The organism is Bradyrhizobium sp. SZCCT0231, from assembly GCF_018130245.1.
Taxonomy (GTDB): Bacteria; Pseudomonadota; Alphaproteobacteria; order Rhizobiales; family Xanthobacteraceae; genus Bradyrhizobium; species Bradyrhizobium japonicum_F.
In genome coordinates, this window is record NZ_JAFCKP010000001.1 from 999,941 (window position 1) to 1,016,400 (window position 16,460).

General features: G+C 61.9%; 14 protein-coding genes and 1 pseudogene. 2 read left to right on the forward strand and 13 right to left on the reverse strand.

Annotation, left to right across the window (positions count from 1 at the left end):
• Positions 1–3 precede the first annotated feature (3 nt).
• The 5 genes from JQ566_RS04460 to JQ566_RS04480 form a co-directional block, all read right to left on the reverse strand.
• Positions 4–1,587, reverse strand: a complete 1,584-nt coding sequence (locus tag JQ566_RS04460) for a hypothetical protein (RefSeq protein WP_212370457.1) — start codon at positions 1,585–1,587, stop codon at positions 4–6.
• Between the two features lie 137 nt (positions 1,588–1,724).
• A complete protein-coding gene (locus tag JQ566_RS04465; RefSeq protein WP_212370460.1) occupies positions 1,725–2,999 on the reverse strand; it encodes an OpgC domain-containing protein in 1,275 nt (424 codons plus the stop codon).
• A gap of 504 nt (positions 3,000–3,503) precedes the next feature.
• On the reverse strand, positions 3,504–3,992 hold the full coding sequence (locus JQ566_RS04470) for a DUF2059 domain-containing protein (RefSeq protein ID WP_212371498.1): 489 nt from the start codon (positions 3,990–3,992) through the stop codon (positions 3,504–3,506).
• A 41-nt stretch (positions 3,993–4,033) separates the two neighbouring features.
• Positions 4,034–5,251 carry an OpgC domain-containing protein gene (locus JQ566_RS04475; protein WP_212370461.1) on the reverse strand — a complete coding sequence of 406 codons (1,218 nt, stop codon included), beginning with the start codon at positions 5,249–5,251 and terminating at the stop codon, positions 4,034–4,036.
• Positions 5,252–5,327: 76 nt separating this feature from the next.
• Positions 5,328–7,112 carry a sulfatase family protein gene (locus JQ566_RS04480; RefSeq protein ID WP_212370463.1) on the reverse strand — a complete coding sequence of 595 codons (1,785 nt, stop codon included), beginning with the start codon at positions 7,110–7,112 and terminating at the stop codon, positions 5,328–5,330.
• 381 nt (positions 7,113–7,493) lie between these two features.
• On the opposite strand from JQ566_RS04480, the gene JQ566_RS04485 reads away from it, so the two are divergent.
• Entirely contained in the window at positions 7,494–8,489 is a 996-nt protein-coding gene (locus JQ566_RS04485) for an AraC family transcriptional regulator (RefSeq protein ID WP_212370465.1), read from the forward strand.
• 25 nt (positions 8,490–8,514) lie between these two features.
• Here JQ566_RS04485 and JQ566_RS34800 read toward each other — a convergent pair.
• From JQ566_RS34800 to JQ566_RS04520, 7 genes and pseudogenes are all read right to left on the reverse strand, one after another.
• Positions 8,515–8,607 (reverse strand): annotated as a pseudogene (locus JQ566_RS34800) (carbamoyltransferase C-terminal domain-containing protein); the annotation flags it as partial.
• Between the two features lie 55 nt (positions 8,608–8,662).
• On the reverse strand, positions 8,663–9,499 hold the full coding sequence (locus JQ566_RS04495; protein ID WP_212370467.1) for an ABC transporter substrate-binding protein: 837 nt from the start codon (positions 9,497–9,499) through the stop codon (positions 8,663–8,665).
• Between the two features lie 71 nt (positions 9,500–9,570).
• Positions 9,571–10,053 carry a MaoC family dehydratase gene (locus tag JQ566_RS04500; protein ID WP_212370469.1) on the reverse strand — a complete coding sequence of 161 codons (483 nt, stop codon included), beginning with the start codon at positions 10,051–10,053 and terminating at the stop codon, positions 9,571–9,573.
• Between the two features lie 9 nt (positions 10,054–10,062).
• The gene (locus JQ566_RS04505) at positions 10,063–11,646 is read right to left on the reverse strand and encodes an acyl CoA:acetate/3-ketoacid CoA transferase (RefSeq protein ID WP_212370471.1); all 1,584 of its coding nucleotides are present in this window, start codon (positions 11,644–11,646) and stop codon (positions 10,063–10,065) included.
• A gap of 4 nt (positions 11,647–11,650) precedes the next feature.
• On the reverse strand, positions 11,651–12,793 hold the full coding sequence (locus JQ566_RS34950; protein ID WP_212370472.1) for an acyl-CoA dehydrogenase family protein: 1,143 nt from the start codon (positions 12,791–12,793) through the stop codon (positions 11,651–11,653).
• A gap of 12 nt (positions 12,794–12,805) precedes the next feature.
• Positions 12,806–13,174 (reverse strand): tautomerase family protein, encoded by a 369-nt coding sequence (locus tag JQ566_RS04515; RefSeq protein WP_100231089.1) that lies wholly within the window; start codon positions 13,172–13,174, stop codon positions 12,806–12,808.
• 3 nt (positions 13,175–13,177) lie between these two features.
• Complete coding sequence (locus JQ566_RS04520; protein ID WP_212370475.1) at positions 13,178–14,263, reverse strand: LacI family DNA-binding transcriptional regulator; 1,086 nt, start codon at positions 14,261–14,263, stop codon at positions 13,178–13,180.
• A 187-nt stretch (positions 14,264–14,450) separates the two neighbouring features.
• Here JQ566_RS04520 and dapA point away from each other — a divergent pair, with 187 nt between their 5' ends.
• Positions 14,451–15,359 carry a 4-hydroxy-tetrahydrodipicolinate synthase gene (gene dapA / locus JQ566_RS04525; protein WP_212370479.1) on the forward strand — a complete coding sequence of 303 codons (909 nt, stop codon included), beginning with the start codon at positions 14,451–14,453 and terminating at the stop codon, positions 15,357–15,359.
• A 5-nt stretch (positions 15,360–15,364) separates the two neighbouring features.
• On the opposite strand, the gene JQ566_RS04530 is transcribed toward dapA, so the two are convergent.
• Positions 15,365–16,267: a LysR family transcriptional regulator gene (locus JQ566_RS04530; protein WP_212370480.1), complete on the reverse strand. Its 903-nt coding sequence runs from the start codon at positions 16,265–16,267 to the stop codon at positions 15,365–15,367.
• Between the last annotated feature and the right edge of the window lie 193 nt (positions 16,268–16,460).

Here is a 16,460-nt window from a genome sequence, read left to right on the forward strand (position 1 = left end):
GGCCTAAGGGCCCGGAAGGTGAGATATCCAAGCTGCCGTTGTGGCGGGGTGACCGACCAGCGAACGCCGATCCTTTACGTACGCGACGGGAACACCGAAGCGCTCGATCGTGCTGACGATCTTGCCATCGAGATCCCGATCGCAGTCCATGTGCGTCGGCGCGATGAAGAATTCGGATTGATTCCAATCCGGCTTAAAGTCCCAGCGCAGCTGTGGGAGCGTGACCGCGCGCTCGAAAGACACGCGCTCGCCGCACACAGCCACGGAATAAACCTGTGCCGGATCGATCAGCGGCCCGGTGTCCCTGACAAAAGTCTCAAGCCGATTGACCGCCTCGGGCATGCTGTTGAACCAGTAGTCGAGGTCGTAGCGCCGGAAGGCGCCGGCCAAGCCGCCGGCCAGGGGGTTGTAGTAGAGGTTCTCGTAAGGATGCAGCCTGAACAGGACGCTGGCGTCCCACATGAGGAATGCACCGAGCACCGCCACCCCGGAGGACGCCACAATCCGGCGTCGGGGCTCGACAATTGCAAGAACCCTGTCGAGCCCGATGCCGGCCAGCACCGCCAGCGGCGGAATGACGAAGAGAAAGTGGCGCATGCCAGTGAAAGCCGGTCCGCGGAAGATAACCTGACAGGCGAGTGGAGTGACTATCGTCAACGATAAGAGCGCGACGTCTCTCTGCTGTCGGGCCAGATTCGCGCGTAGTCGCGCGAGCGTCGCAACGACGGCTATCGCTGCTCCGGCGAGCGTTAGGAGCGGCACCCGGATCAGGATATACATCGGGATAAAGGCGCGCGGCACCTCGCCCATCCTGTAGATGCTGCCAGCAAAATAGGTGCGGATCTGGTATTGATAATCGGAGAACGCGAGCAAGCCTCGGATCGGATTGAGCGGCGACAGTGCCGACCAGGGCCAGGCGATGATCATGACCAGATAGGCCACTACCACCGCGGGCAGCATGCAAATCCCGGCAGTTGCCGCATCGCGCCAGCGCACGCCTATGGCCTTGGACCGTGGTCCATACAGGACTGCGGCAAAGCCGATATAGATGACGATCAACAGGCCGAGGACTCTCAGGCCGAGGGCTGCTCCAGCAAGAAGGCCGAGCGACAGAATCTGCCTCGGGGACGGTGACGACATCTGTTGGCCGATGCGGATCAAAACCAGCATTGCGCCCATCATGGCCGCCGCAAACGGAATGTCCTTGGTGTGGTTGAACATGGCACCGTACCACGGGCCACAAAGCGCGAGGCTCGATGCTGCTAGCAGGCCTGCACGCGGACCAGCGATGAGCCGGGCGGTCGCCGCTGTCGCTGCGATCCCGCTGATCCCGATCAGCGCACACAGGATATGCCGTAGATCGAATGCATCGATCGGAATGAGCTGCGCCAGCGCCACTGCAACGATGTCGAACAGGCCGCCATAGAGATAAAGGTTGTCTAGGCCGAAGACATTGCGATTTCTCAAGCCGCTCTGGTAGTAGTCGAGGATCAGCTTGCCGTACTGATGCTGCACGACCTCGTCGTTGGAGACCGCGTAGTCCCTGAACGTGCACAGGGCAAGGATGATCAACACCGCAATGAGCACAAGCGTAGTTCGATCAAAGGTATTCGACGGCAACCACCTGCCGGACCCATTGGATCGAAAATCTGATAGAACCGCCGTGCCAAGAGTAGGGCCAACCGGACGGTGCGATTCGGGCGGCATTGATCGGCGTGCACTCGTCATGCGGAATGCACCGCCGCAGGCCCATGCCGGCGCGCCGCTGCGCCGAGGGCGCGCTGGTACCAGGTGAAGAGCAGTGCCACACCGCACGTGATCAGGATGCCGATCACGCCGACCGCGACATGAACGGCCAAACCTGCGGACGTTTCCATCAGCAGCGCGTAGCCGGTAAAGGATAGCGCAACACCGAGCGAAAAGATCTGCAGCGAATATTGTCCGCACAGGATCAGTGGCTGAACCCACGGCGATTCCAGTCCCCGCCATCCGTTCGGAACGAACCGCAAGGCTACGATGGCCAAGGCGAGGAAATGGACGAAGCGAAGGATATCGAGATCCGTCTTGTCGATCGGATAGATGAACCTGAACAGCCAGGACGGCATGAACTGCTCCAGCTGTGGAAAATGCCAGGTCAGCGTCACAAAGAAGCAGGCCAGGAGATAGCCGATGGCAGCCCAAAAGACGGCGCGCAAATTCATCAGGGGCGAGAGTCTCTTGCTTCCGCCGAGCGCACACCAGGCGCCGAACACGAACAGGAGCTGCCATGCGAAGGGGTTGAACGACCAGAAACCGGCGGGATAGGCCGAAAGATGCAGATCGTAGCGTAGGGTGAGCGCATAGAGCGCCACCGAAAGGATCAGCGGAAGAGCGGTCCACCACTTGGCCAGCAGTAAGACCAGCGGCAACGCAAGCATCAGAACCACATAGAGCGGCAGAATATCCATGTTGAGCGGCCGAAAGCGCAGGAGCAGGGTCTGAATCATTGCCGGGCCCGGGTTGCCAAAGAATTCCGTGACTTCCATCTCCTTCATGTAGAACGGCGTTCCGGTGAGGCGGGTGACCAGTGCTACTTCGGCAATCAGGACACAGAACAGCAAGATATGGGCACAATAGATCTGCCACGCTCGTCGTAGGATACGCGCGCTTCCGATGACGAAGCCCCCTTCGAACATGGTCCGGCCATAGACGAGTGCAGCGGTGAAGCCGGAGATGAAGATAAATATCTCAGCAGCGTCACTGAATCCGTAGTTTCGTATCGTCAACCAGGCCAGAACATCGGGCGAGACGTGATCAATGAAGATCAGCCACAATGCGAGACCACGAAACAGGTCAAGCCGCAGCTCTCGATGACCCGCCGGGATTGAGAACACCGGTCCCCTCGATACCGCGGATTTCGACGGGAGCCGCTCGTGCGTCGCTGCTGAACCGGACGAGTCAGGCTCAGGATGACCTCCTGAAACGTTGAGCGACTCTCTCGAGAAAAAATCGATCTGCATGGAACGGTGGTGATAAAGGGCGGATGGAGAGATTTGAACGAAATGTCGCGCTAAAGATCTCCGCGTCCCAGGACTTTCCTGCCCGCCGCGGCTTGGGACATCGCATCCTTGCAAGGCCCGCTCACCTCTGCCATGTGAGCCTTTATGCACGCTCTGATGCCGCCGGTGCCTGGCACAATGCCGGCACACAGGTTCGCAACATCAGGCTTGCAGACTTTCCCGCTCACCGCGACTGTGAGCAATCGCTCCTCGCAGGTTGGCGACAAGTCGGTCAAATGCGATCTTATACAGGCCTTGATCCGGCCTTCGCCGGGCTGAATGCCGGCGCACAGTGTCTTGATATCGCCGGCGCAGGGCTTGCCCGTCACCTGGGCCACGGCGAGAGAGCTTGAAAGCAGTGATATCAGTATGACAAGTCCGGATCGCATTCCTGGCATCTTGGATCTCCTTAGATTGGCTCTGTGAGATTCAGAAAGCGAGCCGATTGGAGCTGATCAAAGGGTGCTAGAGCTTGTGTCCCTTCTGACGCAGCGCGTCGGTCAGGCGCTGCTTCAGTTCGTCGCCCGCCCTGCGGCTCACATCCTGGGCGATCTGTGCACTCTGCTGCGCGAACATATCCGATTTTTCCAGCAGCTTCTGTCCGACCGGCTGGGCATAGAAGGCCTCGATCTGGCGCAGCTCATTGATGGTGAAATTGCTGGCGTAAACGGTCGCCATCTGGTCGATCATTGAATTGACGAACGGCGCGTAGATGTCAGAGCCCATCGCTGTCATCGCGTCATAGTCGCGCTCGATCTCCGGCCTGTCCTGCGACAGCACACGCCTCAGGCCGAGCAGAAGGTGGGGCAGGAGCGCGCGGTATTGATCCGCAAGCTTCATGGTGATCACGAGCTTTCGTGCCTCGGTCATCGCGTCAGGCGAAGGCGCCTGGGCTCGTGCACTGCACGCCAGAATCAGGACGGCACCCGCAATCGCTAACAAACGTCTGGACATGCGTACCTCCATGACAAGTCACCGCGCAAGGCAAGTCATTGTCAACGGCTCGCGGGCGCCGCGGCGACCCTGGCTTCCTTTCTGCTTTCAAGTGCGGTTTCGGTCTCCTCAGTCTCAAGCACATGCACGAACAGGTCAGGTACCTTGGCGGCCCGCTCGAGCACCCATGCGACGGCGATCTGGATGACGATGCCAAGGATGGAGACGGCAAGCTGCTGCGCAAAACCGTTGGTGTATTGGGTCAAGATCCAATGCGCGGCGAACGACAGGAACACGCCAATACAGAAGATCGGCAGCGAATGCTTGCCACACAGGACGACGGGATACATCCATTTTGGGCTTAGCGTCCTCCATTTGAGCGGGACATAGTAGGTCACCCACGTCGCCAGCGCCAAGAAGTGCGTGAAGCGCAGCATGTCGAGATTGGTTTTGTCGATTGGATAGATCAATTTGATCATCCATTTCGGGATCAGGGCTTCGATCGCATGAATGTGCCAGCTCATGACGATGAAGAATGAGAACGCGATCCACACCAGCGCGATCGCCATGACAGGAGGGGACCAGACCCATTTCGCGATCTTCGCGATCTGGCCGACGCCGCACCAGGCCGCTGAAACGAACATCAGCTGCCAGCAGAACGGGTTGAAATACCAGGTCGTTCCGGGCGGATAGGACGCGATATTCCAATCGAACCAACGGGACAGCACGTAGAGTACTGCCGAGCCCAACAGCGTGAGGTTCGGCCGGCGCGTCAGGCACCACACGATGAAGGGCGCGGCCAAGATCAGCGTGATGTAGAGCGGCAGCACGTCGAGATTGACCGGCTTGTATTTCAGCAGAATCGCTTGGCCGATCAGCTCATCCGGATGCTGCAGGAAGTTGAAGACGTTGAATTCATGCTCGTACATTGGATTGTCGAACCGCCGCGTGGTTCGCGCAATCTGGGCGGTGAAGATCAAGAAAAGCATGATGTGGGCGACATACAGTTCGGCGGCGCGCTTCCATAGGCGTTTCAGCGCCGCAGCGAAGAGGCCGCCCGCAACGACTGGTCCATAGATGAAACCGACGAGATAGCCGGAGATGAAGACGAAGAATTCGGCGGCGTCGCTGAACCCGTAATTGCGCAACGTCAACCAGGAGACGACATCGTGCGGGATGTGATCGAGAAAGATCATCCACAGGCCGATGCCGCGGAAGAGATCGAGCCGAAAGTCCCGCTCGATCGGCTTGGTGAGGGCTGGCGAAAACTGGTTGGCCATGTTTCCTCCATCTTGGTAGCGGCTCGGGTCGGACTGAGCTGATCGAAGCCTGCTCGCGATCCAGACTTCGCCTGGCTTACAGGTCGATTCTCTCGATGCTCCACTCGATCAAAGGTATTTTCGGCATCTCGCGTCCGTCGTCTACGCCGATCTCTGCCTTGATCATTCGTTCGAGCTTGTCGCTCATTGCGGCGATGAGCTCGCCATTGCTGGCTCTATCGATGGCGAGATTCTGCATCTCGTCGGGATCGTTCTTGAGGTCGAACAACTCCACATCGTTGTGCTCATAAAGCTCATTGACGTTATTGGGGCGATTGCGCTCTCCCGGAGCGAAATAGCGGGTGAGCTTGTAGCGACCGTCGAACGTTGAACGCAGGCTGCCGCGCTTCTTCATGTTGGGCTTGAAGCCGTGCTTGAGCAGCGCCAACGCGGGCCTCTTGCCTGCGGCGCGCGCTTCCGCAACGACCTGCCATAGGGTGCTGTCATTGGCGCCAAGCCCGCTGTAGGTGAACAGGACGGCTTCGCGCAGAGCGTGAACATCGGCCGCACCCGGGTTCGTGAGCACTTTGGTCATGTCTTTGCCCGGCAAGGCTCGTCCTGCGATCTCGCCGGACTTCTCCGGCGGCACTCCCGCGATCGACAGCAGCGTGGGCACAACGTCAATGTGCCCCGTCAGGGCTCGGCAATCCTGTCCGCCTCTCACATCGGGATGCACCATGTAGAAGGGAAGGTGAATGGTCTCCTCGTAGGCGAACGGTCCCTTTCCGTGCAAACCATGCGCTCCGGCCATCTCTCCGTGGTCCGATGTGAAACAGACGACGGTGTTTTCCGTCAGCCCGAGCGCATCCAGCTCCTGCAGGACTCGATCGACCTGCAAGTCAACCGAACGGATGCAATTGGCGTAGTAATCGTGGAAACGACGCCAGCGCTCTTGTTCCGGCGGGATATGCCCGAGCACGTAGTCCCATATCTTCAGGAACTCGCCGTGGGCCTTCGGGCGTCCCGGCGCGTCGAGAGGCTCGTTGATATTCTTTGGCAGCGTGACGTCCCAAGTGGCCTTGAAGAGCTGGTGCGCGGGTGCGCGCGCCGCATGCTTGAGCAGAGTTCCGGTGTCTTGAATCGTCTCTCCGGGAGCATCGGTATTGAAGTACATGACATCATGCGGATTCACCAGGCTCACGAACAGAGCCCAAGGCTTGTCGTCATCGGTAAGTGGACGTCCATTGCGCCGCAGCCATGTAATGGCACTGCTCGCGATCAAGGGGTCGAACTGATAGCCGCCGAGGGTGTGGCCGATGATGTCGCCGGGCGAGAAGTAGTCGGAGAAGCCGTACTCGTCCATTTCCTTCGTGAACAGCCGGTCTGGGTCTTCGCTGTCGAACTTGCGGTTCAGGTGCCATTTGCCCTTGTACGCCGTGTAGTAGCCGGCCTTCCGCAACATGTGCCCAATTGTTGGAATCCTGACGGACAGGCTTTTCACCCATGGCACGTCGCAATTCTCGAACATCCGGTTGTCGGGCGTTTGCAGCCCGGTTAGCAGGACGGCACGCGAGGAAGTACACATCACCGCGGGGCAATAGTGCTTATGAAACGTCACGCCCGTTTTCTGAAAGCGTTCATGGGCGGGAAGCGACAGGCCCGGCGCCCAGTTTGTGCTGTAGCGCTCCTGGTCCGTGAAGATGAAGAGGATATTGGGTTTGCGCCGCTCGTTAGCCTGCTTGCGGGGCAGATCGGCCTGCGCCGTACGTTGCAATGCGGCCTTAGATGACGCTCCTGCGCCACTGGAAACGGCGGCCGATACAGTCAAACCCAGGAATTCACGCCTCGAACTGTCTCGAGCATTCCTGCTGCCACCGGTCATGTGCAATCCCCGAAAGCAAACAAGCTAAAGCCGTCAAATATCGAACTCAAACAAACGTGGGGCCGACTGGCTACTCAAATTGCGCAATCAACGGAGCATTGGCAGCGTTGTGAGGACTAAGGAGTCGCCGTATCTAAATACCGTTCTCATCCTCTCGCACGGACGGCACCTCTGTACGACTCTGCGAACGTCGGAGATCGACGCCAGGCCACAGGTGACCTGTCTTCGGCGCTTCCGGGCGCCACGATCCTCGAAAAAGGTATTCGGGAGGCTGCGGCAGCACGTAAGTAGTTATCCGGAGTATCCGCTCACCACTGACGAGCCTAGATTTTATCGATGACCGCCTCGGTCCCTTTTTGAGCATTCAATTGGGGAGGGTACATGGTCGGCAACGCGACGTCGGATCTGGCTGCTCCGCTGCATGCGTTTCGGCACGTGCAGACGGACGACCTTTCCAAGCTTGAACAGGCGGTTCGTCGCTATTACGCGGAAGCAAAATTCGAAATCCACAGCGCGAGAAAGCTCAACGCAGTTGCCAATCGTTGTCAGCTTCGCGATATCGGCTTGGCGTACAGCAGACTTGGGACGCGAGTGCGCATCGAGATTCCGAATTTCAACGCTTATGCAATGTTGTTTGCACACAGAGGGAACGCAGCTGCGCGTGTGGGCCGGAACGAGATCGAGATCGTCGCCAATGGAGGGTTGATCGCCTCTGTATCGGAGCCCGTGCGATTGGACTATGGCGACGAATTCGAACACCTCCTTCTTAGTATCGCGCCCAAAGCTCTGGAGGAAAAGCTTGAGGCCTTGATCGGAATGGCCGCAAGCGACCGGATTAGGTTCGAGCCGCATGCTGATTTTCGGCGGCGAGAGACGGAGAAGCTCAGGCAGCTCTTCAGGCTCTTGGTTGAGCATCTGGAGTCATCGAGTGCCGATCCGGGCCCGATAGCATTGGCAGAGCTCGAGCAGGCTGTTGTAGTTTCCTTTCTGTTCGCCAACACCAGCAACTACAGTCTGCGCCTTCATCGCTATCCTCAATTGGCGGCTTCGTGGCAGGTTCGTCGCGCCGAAGCTTACATCGAAGCCAACTGGGACCAGCCGCTCACCGTCGAAGCACTTGCGCTGGTCGCGGGCGTTAGCGCGCGGACGCTCTTCCATTCATTTCGAAAAAGTCGCGGCTACTCGCCAATGGAGTTCGTGAAGCGTATTCGACTGAATCACGCCAGAAGGATGCTGCAGAAAGCGGACTTCTCGACATCGGTGACGACGGTGGCTTTCGCTTGCGGGTTTGGAAACTTGGGGCATTTCTCTGGTTATTACCGGCGAGCATTCGGTGAGATGCCATCCGCGACATTACGAAACGGCTCGAAGGGGTAGCGGCCTGGCGGTTCTTCCGCCGCACGCAGTTGGGGGCGCCGAGGATCGAGCGCGTCGCCAGCGAGCGGGAGTCGAATTCCATGCGGCCCAGAAACCATCCCACCGCGAGTTGATCGGATAGTGCCTGGGCCGTTGCTTATGTGCGCGGCCACACATGAGGCAGCGCAAGCTTGTCAATTCGTCGGCCCGTCGCCGCGAATGGCGAACGTCGTGGCCTTCAGCTTGGTCATGCCGAACTTGTCGAACAGCTTGTCATAGGTGCCGTCGGCGCGGATCGCAGTGAGGGCATCGGCGACGGCCTGCGCGAGCTGCTTGTCGCGAAAGGCGAAGGTGATGTCGGTGCCGGCGATGTCGCGGACCCAGATCTTTGCGATGCCCTTCTGCTCGAGCGAGTTGGCGGTCTCGTTGATGTTGAGCGCGGCCTCGAGCTGCCCGGCACGCAGCGCCGCCGAGGTGGCGGTGACGGTGGTGAAGGTGCGCAGCTCGATCGGCTTGAGGCCCTTGGCCTCCATCGCGGTGCTGAACTCGCGCGCCTTGCGCTCGGTGTAGGTCGCCGACTCCACGCCGACGACGCGGCCGGCGAGATCCTCGAACTTCTCGAGCTTCAGGCTTGAGGAGGGATCGGTGTAGATGCTGATCGCCTGCTGCGCATAGGGCACGAGGTAGAGCATCTTCGAGCGCTCCTCGGTCCAGAACAGGCCGGTGTTGATGGCATCGAACCGCCCCGAGCGCAGCGCCGGGATCATCGGCGGGAAGTCCATGCGCAGGAACACCGGCTCGACGCAGACGCGCTTGGCGATCTCGCGGGCGAGCTCGACATTGAGCCCCTGCAGCTCGCCCTTGTCGTCGACGAATTGCTGCGGCGGCAGCGTCGGGTTGATCGACATCTGCCATTTCGGCGCCTCGATCAGGCTCGGCGCCGGAACCTTCGGCGTGCAGGTCTGGGCACCGGCGGCCTGCGTCAGGCCGGCCAGAAGGACGAGGGCGGAGAAGGTTTTGGGAAATCGCATCTGAATACTCCGATCAAATCGTGGGTGGCAGAGGAGCCGTTCTCCGGTCCGAAGTCTTCTTCATTGTCTCGTCATATGGCCGCCGCAGCACCGGCTTGCCGGGTCAGGATCAGCGAGATGTGGCGGGCCGCGGTCACCACCTCGTCGCGCTGGTTGAGGAGGTCGAGCGTCTCGACGACGATGCCGCGCGCGGGGTTTTTGGTCGGCCGCTTCTCGACGAAGCGGAAGCGCACCCGCAAGCTATCGCCGGCGACGATGGGACCCTTGAATTTGACCTCGTCCCAGCCTAGCGAGGCGACCGAGGTCTCCTCGTACAGCTTCAGCTCCGACTTCAGTCCTTCCATCAGGGACAGGCCGAACAGGCCATGGCCAATCACCGCGGGAAAGCCGCGGGAGCGCGCATAGGCGCCATCGACATGGAGCGGATGATGATCGCGCGTGACGTCGGCGAAGACTGCGATGTCGGCCTCCGTCACGGTGTGCACGGCGGTCTCGAACTCCGCGCCGAGCGCGATGTCCTCGTAGCGGAGATTGATCGGGGCGCTCGTGTCCATGGTGATCCCTCAGGCGACCTTGCGTGGCCGCGCCGGGAGGGCCCTAAAACTCTGCGCGATGCCCATCGGCCCGGAGCGGAAGATGCGCGCGTCCATGTCTTTCAGTTGCGGGCTGATGCGTGGGCGAAAGCCCATATGGGCGAGGATGTCCTGCTCCAGCCGCACGCCCGGCGCGATCTCGGTCAGCGTCACGTGTCCGTTCTCCAGCTCGAACACGGCGCGCTCGGTGACGTAGCTGACGTGCTGGCCGCGCTGAGCGGCAAGCGTGGCGCTGAAGCTGATCTGGCCGACTTGTGGGACGAACTTGCGGAAAGCGCCGTCGCGCCGGATCGCGAGGCGGCCGTTCTCGATACCGATGTCGAACTTGCCCCCGGTCATGGTGCCGCTGAAGATCAGCCGCTTGGCATTCTGGGTGATGTCGATGAAGCCGCCGGAACCGTCGCGGCGCTCGCCGAAGCGCGTGACGTTGACGTTGCCTGCCTCGTCCACCTCGGCGAAGGAGAGGAAGGCGCAGGAGAGGCCGCCGCCGTCATAGAAATCGAACTGATAGGCCTGGTCGAGAATGACGCGCGGATTGATGGCGGTGCCGAATTCGCGGGCATGACCCGGCACGCCGCCAACCACGCCGGATTCCACCGTCAGCGTGATCAGGTCGGAGATGCCTTCCTCGGCCGCGACATTGGGGATCATCGCGGAGATGCCGACGCCGAGATTGACGACGTCGCGCGGGCGCAATTCGAAAGCGGCGCGGCGGGCAATCACCCGCCGCTCGGTGAGCGGATCGGGCGTGATCATCGCCTCTGGAACCCGCGTCTCGCCGCAGCGCGCGGGGTCATAGGCGGTGCCGTAGGTCTGCATCTGCTCGGGCTCGATCACGACGTGGTCGATCAGGAAGCCCGGAATCTTCACCATCTGCGGATGAATCGAGCCGCGCTTCACGATGCGCTTGACCTGGCAGATCACGGTGCCGCCGGCATTGTGTACGGCCTGCGCGATCGACAGATCCTCGCGCGTCGTGCCCTCGTGCTCCATGCTGATATAGCCGTCCTCATCGGCCGAGGTGCCGCGGATGATGGCGACGTCGGGGGGAGCGGGGACGCGGTAGAGCAGCCAGGACTGGCCGTGCAGCTCGAGCAGGTCGACCAGCGGCGCGGTGGTGCGCTTGTTCATGCGCCCGCCATCCTGGCGCGGGTCCATGTAGGTGTTGAGGCCGACATGGGTGAGCACGCCGGGATGCTTTGCCGCCATGGCGCGGCAGAGCTGGCTCATCACGCCTTGCGGGAAATTATAGGCGTCGATCAGCTCGTCGCGGACGAGGCGCATGAACGGCACCTGGAGTCCGAAATTGCCGCCGATGACGCGCGCGATCAGGCCTTCATGGGCGAGATGGCAGAGGCCCTTCTCGGTCACGGCGCCGACGCCGGTGATGTTGATCAGGGTCAGATTGTGCGGGCCCTGGCCGCCGAGGAAACGCCGCTCCAGCGCGTCGAGAATGGCCTCGGCAGCGCCGGTGCCACCATTGCCGCCGACGATCAGCGTGTCCGCGTCGCGGATCAGGCCGGCGGCCTCTGCCGCAGTGATGATGCTCAGCATGCCCTCACGCGGCCTCCTTCTCGATCTGGCGGGCGATGATCAGCCGCTGGATCTGGTTGGTGCCCTCGTAGATCTGGGCGAGGCGGACGTCGCGGAAGATTCGCTCGATCCGATACTCGCGCGAATAGCCGTTGCCGCCGTGGATCTGCAGCGCGTTGGAGACGTGCTTCATAGCCATGTCGGTGGTGAACAGCTTTGCCTGCGCTGCCTCTTTGGCAATCGGCTCGCCGGCATCGTGCAAGCGCGCGGCGTGGTGGATCAGGAGGCGCGCAGCCGCGATGTCGGTCGACATGTCCGCGAGCATGAACTGCACCGCCTGGAAGCCGATGATGGCCTGGCCGAACTGCTTGCGGTCCTTGGCATAGGCGGTCGCGTCCTCGAAGGCGGCCTGCGCCATGCCGAGGGCCATCGAGGCCATCATCAGCCGGCTGAAGTTGAAATTGCTCATGGCCATCTTGAAGGCCTGGTTCTCCGGCCCCATCACGCTCTCCGAGGGCAAGCGCACGTCGGAGAAGGTGATCTGGCAGTCGTCGAGGCCGTGCATGCCGAGCAGCTCCTCGTTCTTGCCGCGCGCGATGCCGGGCAGGGCGCCGTCGACGAGAAGACAGGAGATGGAGCGGTGGCCCGCGTCTGCGCCGGTGCGCGCGAACACCATGATGCGGTCGGCGACGCCGCCGAGCGTCACCCAGGCCTTGGTGCCGTTGAGCCGCCAGCCGTTGCCCTCGCGCACCGCATTGGTGCGGATGCCAGCGACGTCGGAGCCGTGATCGGGCTCGGAGACGGCGGTCGCGGGAATGATGTCGCCGCTCAGAATTTGGGGGATCAGCGCCTTGTGTGCCTCGGTGCCGTGATGATCGAAGAACAGCACGGCCTCGACCGGGATTGCGAAGGCATTGGCGACCGCGCCGGAGCAGCGCGCCAGCTCCTCCATCGCGATGCAGGCTGCGACCGCATCGAGCCCGGCGCCGCCGGCGCCTTCGCGCAGGCAGATGCCGAACAGGCCGAGATCGGCCATGCCCTTGTAGAGCGCGCGGTTGAAGCGGTCCTCGCGATCGATCGCCGCGGCGCGCGGCAGGATTTCTGCCTCCGCGAAGCGGCGGGCGGTCTCGCGCAGGGCTTTCTGGTCTTGGCTGTAGAAGCGGTCCACGGCGTGCTCCCGTCAGTCGCTGGCGAGCTTGGAATCGTGGGAGACTTCGCTGCGGTCGCGGTCGAGGAAATAGACCGCGACGTCATCGCCCGGCACGCCATAGGCGCTGCATACGGCGCGGGTCAGCGCGATGGCGGCGGCGCGGCGCTCGGCCTCGCTGCGGCGGAAGGCGTGGACCTTGAGCAGGATGCGCTGGCCGGTGGCCTCCGCGCCAAACCTGCCGGCATGGGCGTAGTCGTCCGGCGCAATGTTCAGGAAATAGAGTGTGACCGTATCAGCGGTGACGCCGAAGGCTGACATCAGGCCGTCGGTCACGGACCGCGCCAGCGCGGCCTTGCGCTGGGCTGGAGCTTGCGGGGCGAGCACTTCGACATAGGGCATCGATCAGACCTTCGCGGACTTGGCCGCAGATGATTTGGATGAAGACGATTTGGACTTGCCGGATTTCGCAGGAGCCGGGGCGTCGATGTGGCGGCAGGAGTCGCGCTTGATCAGCCGGGCGCCGACGCGATATTCGCGGACACCGTCATTGCCATTACCCTTGGCATCCATGCGATGCAGCAGTCGGTCGACGGCGAGATTGGCAAGATCCCGCGCGCCGTTGTCGACGATGCTGATGGCCGGGCGATGCCATTCGAACCACGGCATGTCCTCGTAGCAGAGCAGCGAGAGATCATCGGGAATGGCGATGTTCCGTTCCGCCGTGACGCGCAGCACGCCGAGCGTGGCTTCGTGATTGGCGACGAAGATCGCGCTGGGCGGGCGGGGAAGGTCGAGCAGCTTGCGGGCGCAGGTCACGCCGGTCTCGGGCACGTAATGGCCGGCATGAATCAATGTGTCGTCCCTGGTGATGCCGGCCTCGCGCAGCGCGCGGACATAGCCGGACAAGCGTTCGCGGCCGGATGTCGTATCCTGGCGCCCGACGATTAGCCCGATGCGCCTGTGCCCGAGCTCGATCAGGTGACGCGTGCCCAGATAAGCGCCTTGCGGATCGTCGGCGAGCACGGTCTCGAGATCGGTCGCGTCATCGCACCGCACCAGGCAGACGATGGGGACGTCCTTCGCCAGCGCCTTGAGCTGCGCGCCGTTCTTGCCGGTCGGCACCACGATCAAGCCATCGATGCGGTGGTCGACCAGCGTGGTGAGGGTGTCGCTCTCCTGCTGCGGATCGTCGCCGCCGATGCACAGAAGCATCTGATAACCCAGCGCCTTCAGACGCGCCTGCACCACTTCGGCCATCACCTGGAACGAGGCGTTGGTGAGATTGTGGACGAGAAGAGCCACGAGCCGCGACTGCCCGGTCTTCAATCCGCGTGCGATCGGGTTCGGCCGGTAGCCGAGCTCACGCGCGATGCGCACCAGGCGCTGTTGCGTGCGTTCGCTGGTCAGGCCGGTTCCCGTCAGCGCCCGGGACGCAGTGCTGACTGAAACACGGGCCGCCTGTGCCACATCTTTGAGCGTGACGCTCATCAAACCTGCCGATAGACTGCAAACGATTGCAGAAACGCTAGGAGCTTATTCTACACGGATCAAGCTCAAAAAATGGATGGTGTTGCCCAATGCAGAGCCATTTATGCAAACGATTGCATAAACAGTGCGGATATTCCGCAGTCGGCGCCCATCGTCTGAATTCACCCGAGCGCTCGGCAGTACCCCGATGAAGACGTTCCGTGGCACCTACACCGTTATGATCACCCCGTTCACGGCAGCGGGCGAGGTCGATGTCGCGGCCTTGCGCGCCTTCGTCGACTGGCAGATCACGCAGGGCATTCACGGGCTGATCCCGCTCGGCTCGACCGGCGAGTTCCTGTCCATGGACGATGACGAGAAGGCGCTGGTTGCGGAAGTCGTCATTCGCCAGGCGGCGGGCCGCGTCCCCGTGCTGATCGGCACCGGCGCGGAGGACACGCGCGAGGTGGTGCGTCTCAGTCGCCGTGCCGAAAAACTGGGCGCTGACGGCGTGATGATCATCCCGCCGTTCTATTCGACGCCGACCGACGACGAGCTCGTCCATCATTACAAGACGGTTGCCGACGCAATCGCGTTGCCGATCATGGTCTACAACAATCCGGCAACCGCCAATGTCGATCTCAAGCCGCCGCTGGTGGCGCGCATCGCCGAGATCGACAACTGCCTCTATATCAAGGAGTCGACGCTGGAGGTGACGCGCGTGCGCGACATCATCCGCCTCTGCGGCGACCGGATGACGGTGTTCGGCGGCATCCTCGGCTTCGAGTCCTTCGTCGAGGGCGCGCAGGGCTGGGTGGCCGTGGCCTCTAACGTCGTTCCGGCGGAGATGGCCCGCATCTTCAGCCTCGTCGCCGACCACGGCGCGATCAAGGAAGCGCGCGAGCTCTATCTCAAATACCTGCCGGTGATCGAATTCGTCGGCGGTCAGGCTTATGTGGCCGGTAGCAAGGCGCTGCTCGGTCATATGGGCTTTGCAGCCGGCCATCCGCGCCCGCCGCGGTTGCCGTTGCCTGCGGCTCAGGATGCCGCCGCACTCGCGCTGGTCAGGCGCTTCGGGCTTGCCTGGCCGGACGAACTAACGCGAGCGAGCGCATGAGCGCGTCACTGCCGCGCCACTGCAATCCGGGCCGCGATCTCCTCGCGCGCGTGCCTGATCAGGGATTGCGTCAGCCGCTGTTGCATGCGGCCGGCCGGCACGATGGCGGACACCGTCACCTCGGTCTTCGGTTTGAACGGTACGCTCCTGAGGCGGCTATAGCGCGTCGAGGACGCCGTCAGCTCGTCCATGATGGTCACCCCGAGCCCTTCCTCGACGAAATGTCCGGCGACATTCATGAAGCGCACCTCAATGGCGGGCGCGAAGTTGACCGCGCTGCGGCGAAACGCCTCCTGGATCAGGCTGCTGATGCGACTCGAGGTGCGGGCGTTGATCAGGGGCGTATCGCGCAGATCGGTCGGACTGACGAAGCTCAATTGCGCCAGCGGACTGTCGGCCGGGCAGGCGCAGACCATGTCGAGCTGGGCCAGCGGCAAATAGTCCAGCGTCGGTCGCGGATGCGGCTCCATGGCGAAGCCGATGTCGACGATGCCGGTCTCGACGTATTCGAGGAGATCGTCGAGCCGCTGAGTCTCCAGCGAAATCTCCACCCCGCCGTGATCCCGGTTGAAGCGCGCGACCACCTGCGGCAGGAGCGATTCCGACAGTTCGGAGGTAGCGACGATCCGCATTCGCCCCTTGCGGCCGGCGCGCAGATGCGCAGCCGTCTGGCTGATCAGATCCTGCATCAGGAACAGCGGCTCGGCCTCCGCGAGCAGGATCTGCGCCTCCTGCGTCGGGACCATGCGCTTGTTGATGCGGTCGAACAGCAGGAAGCCGAGCGTGGTCTCCGCATGCTTGATGGCGTTGCTGACTGCCGGTTGCGACATGCCGAGATCCTTTGCGGCGGCGATGGTCGAACGCGTTCGCATCACGGCGCGCAGAATTTCAAGCTGTCGGAGATTCATCTGGCATGGTCCGGTCATGAGTGAGCGATGACAGTGTGCATCATAGATTTCGGTTATCAACCTCGCTCGGAAAATAATTGATGGCGATGTTGTCGGTCGTTCAGGTGTCAGCTTACGCTTCACGCGAAGACATCGCGCGATGGACGAAGCATTCTCAAATGCGAAAGCCTGAGCGCCAGCATGGTGCGAACGG

Excerpts from the sequence above, each read along its gene's own strand:
- dapA (WP_212370479.1), top strand. The coding sequence starts at position 14,451 with ATGAAGACGTTCCGTGGCACCTACACCGTTATGATCACCCCGTTCACG.
- JQ566_RS04505 (WP_212370471.1), bottom strand. The coding sequence starts at position 11,646 with ATGCTGAGCATCATCACTGCGGCAGAGGCCGCCGGCCTGATCCGCGAC.
- JQ566_RS04495 (WP_212370467.1), bottom strand. The coding sequence starts at position 9,499 with ATGCGATTTCCCAAAACCTTCTCCGCCCTCGTCCTTCTGGCCGGCCTG.
- JQ566_RS04480 (WP_212370463.1), bottom strand. The coding sequence starts at position 7,112 with ATGACCGGTGGCAGCAGGAATGCTCGAGACAGTTCGAGGCGTGAATTC.
- JQ566_RS04520 (WP_212370475.1), bottom strand. The coding sequence starts at position 14,263 with ATGAGCGTCACGCTCAAAGATGTGGCACAGGCGGCCCGTGTTTCAGTC.
- JQ566_RS04500 (WP_212370469.1), bottom strand. The coding sequence starts at position 10,053 with ATGGACACGAGCGCCCCGATCAATCTCCGCTACGAGGACATCGCGCTC.
- JQ566_RS04475 (WP_212370461.1), bottom strand. The coding sequence starts at position 5,251 with ATGGCCAACCAGTTTTCGCCAGCCCTCACCAAGCCGATCGAGCGGGAC.
- JQ566_RS04465 (WP_212370460.1), bottom strand. The coding sequence starts at position 2,999 with ATGCAGATCGATTTTTTCTCGAGAGAGTCGCTCAACGTTTCAGGAGGT.
- JQ566_RS04485 (WP_212370465.1), top strand. The coding sequence starts at position 7,494 with ATGGTCGGCAACGCGACGTCGGATCTGGCTGCTCCGCTGCATGCGTTT.
- JQ566_RS04530 (WP_212370480.1), bottom strand. The coding sequence starts at position 16,267 with ATGAATCTCCGACAGCTTGAAATTCTGCGCGCCGTGATGCGAACGCGT.
- JQ566_RS04470 (WP_212371498.1), bottom strand. The coding sequence starts at position 3,992 with ATGTCCAGACGTTTGTTAGCGATTGCGGGTGCCGTCCTGATTCTGGCG.
- JQ566_RS04515 (WP_100231089.1), bottom strand. The coding sequence starts at position 13,174 with ATGCCCTATGTCGAAGTGCTCGCCCCGCAAGCTCCAGCCCAGCGCAAG.